The organism is Kitasatospora sp. NPDC091257 (genome assembly GCF_044757675.1).
In the GTDB taxonomy this organism is placed as follows: Bacteria; Actinomycetota; Actinomycetes; order Streptomycetales; family Streptomycetaceae; genus Kitasatospora; species Kitasatospora lactacystinica.
Genome location: NZ_JBIVVI010001545.1, coordinates 1 through 1775, shown reverse-complemented (window position 1 = coordinate 1775; position 1775 = coordinate 1). Strand labels below are relative to the sequence as shown.

Below are 1775 nucleotides of genomic sequence, written 5' to 3'. Positions count from 1 at the left end.
GGGTGGGCACGCCGGCCCTCGTCGTGGCCTCGGTGGTGCACGGTGAGCTGCTCGCGCTGCGGCCGTTCGGCACCCACAACGGGGTGATCGCGCGGGCCGCCCAGCGGATCGTGCTGATCGCCGAGGGGCTCGACCCGAAGTCGATCTGTCCGACCGAGGTCGGCCTGGCGGAGCTCGGCACCGCCGCCTACCGCCGGGCCCTGGCCGGCTACCTGGCGGGCACCCCCGAGGGGATGGCGGCCTGGATCGCGCACTGCGGCCGGGCGTTGCGGCTCGGCGTCCGGGAGAGCACGGCGGTCTGCGAGGCGATGCAGCGCGGGATGGTCTGAGCGGTCGGACCGGGGCGGCGCGCGCTCCGCGAGGGGGCGCGCGAACACGCGGATGCGGCGGCACCTGATCCTGCCGGGTGCCGCCGCTGGTGCAGATACCGGGTGACCATGCATGCACCGGAAGTGCCGATCAGACGGGGATCCTGCCCGTTCGTCTGGTCCGGCGGCCCGACAGCGGGTCGGCTGCATGTGGGTGCCCGGATATCTGTACGTGCGGTCCGTGGGGCCTGAACTGCGTTGTCGGTTTGACCTCTTAGGTCCTGACCGGGTCTCGCGGGCCGTGCTTCATTTGTATCGCGTTTCGGGCGAAAGGGGAACCCGAAACGAGAAGTCTGTCCCGGTTGACCGTTTTGTCCAAGGAGCGCCGGGCGGCACCGCCTCAGGCGGCGGGGCGCCGCCGGCGAGCCAGGTACCAGATCACCCCGGCGGTCACCACGGCCGTCCCGACCGCCACGGCGGTCAGCACCGAGCCGCTCGGGGCGGAGAACTCGGGCAGCCGGCGCCGCAGTTCCACCGGCTTGTCGAAGACCAGCACCGGCCACTCCCGTGCCTGCGCCTCCTTCCGCAGCGCCCGGTCGGGGTTGACCGCCGACGGGTGGCCGACCGCCTCCAGCAGGGGCAGGTCGGTGGAGGAGTCGCTGTAGGCGTAGGACGCGGCCAGGTCGTAGCCCTCGGTGGCGGCCAACTCCCGGATGGCGGCGGCCTTGTTCTCGGCGTAGGCGTAGTACTCGATCTCGCCGGTGTAGCAGCCGTCCTCGACCTTGAGCCGGGTGGCGATGACGTGGTCCGCGCCGAGCAGCCGGCCGATCGGCTCGACCACCTCGGAGCCGGAGCTGCTGACGATCACCACGTCCCGGCCGGCCGCGTGGTGCTGCTCGATCAGCGAGGCCGCCTCGTCGTAGATGATCGGGTCGATCAGGTTGTGCAGCGTCTCGGCGACGATCTCGCGGACCTGCTGGACGTTCCAGCCCCGGGTGAGCGCGGAGAGGTACTCGCGCATCTTCTCCATCTGGTCGTGGTCCGCGCCGCCGACCAGGAAGACGAACTGGGCGTACGCACTGCGCAGGACGGCCCGACGGTTGATCAGGCCGCCCTGGTAGAAGGGGCGGCTGAAGGCCAGTGCGCTGGACTTGGCGATGATGGTCTTGTCGAGGTCGAAGAAGGCCGCCGTGCGCAGCCCGCCGGGTCGAGGGCGCACGGGCGGGCGGAGTTCTCCGGGCCCGGTGGTGTCGCCCTGGGACTCGTCGGCGTACTCGTCGGCGTTCTCGGTGGTGTCCACGGGAACCGAGGATAGAGGGAGCCGCAAAACACCCCGCCATTCGGCGTACTCGTGGGCGTGCGGGTTTGTGTTTCTGGCCGCTCGGGTACACCATGGAAGTCACGGATCGTTCGCGACCGTGCTAACCCGGTCCGGCTCCTCCCCCCCGAGCCGGGCTGTGGATAGAC

General features: G+C 70.9%; 1 protein-coding gene and 1 pseudogene. One reads left to right on the top strand and one right to left on the bottom strand.

Going from position 1 to position 1775, the window contains the following annotated elements:
* A pseudogene (locus ACIQOV_RS40125) lies at nt 1-329 on the top strand (oxidoreductase); the annotation flags it as partial.
* Between the two features lie 379 nt (nt 330-708).
* Here the strand turns inward: ACIQOV_RS40125 and ACIQOV_RS40120 are convergent.
* Nucleotides 709-1527, bottom strand: a complete 819-nt coding sequence (locus ACIQOV_RS40120; protein ID WP_380541609.1) for an HAD family hydrolase — start codon at nt 1525-1527, stop codon at nt 709-711.
* Nucleotides 1528-1775: the final 248 nt, after the last annotated feature.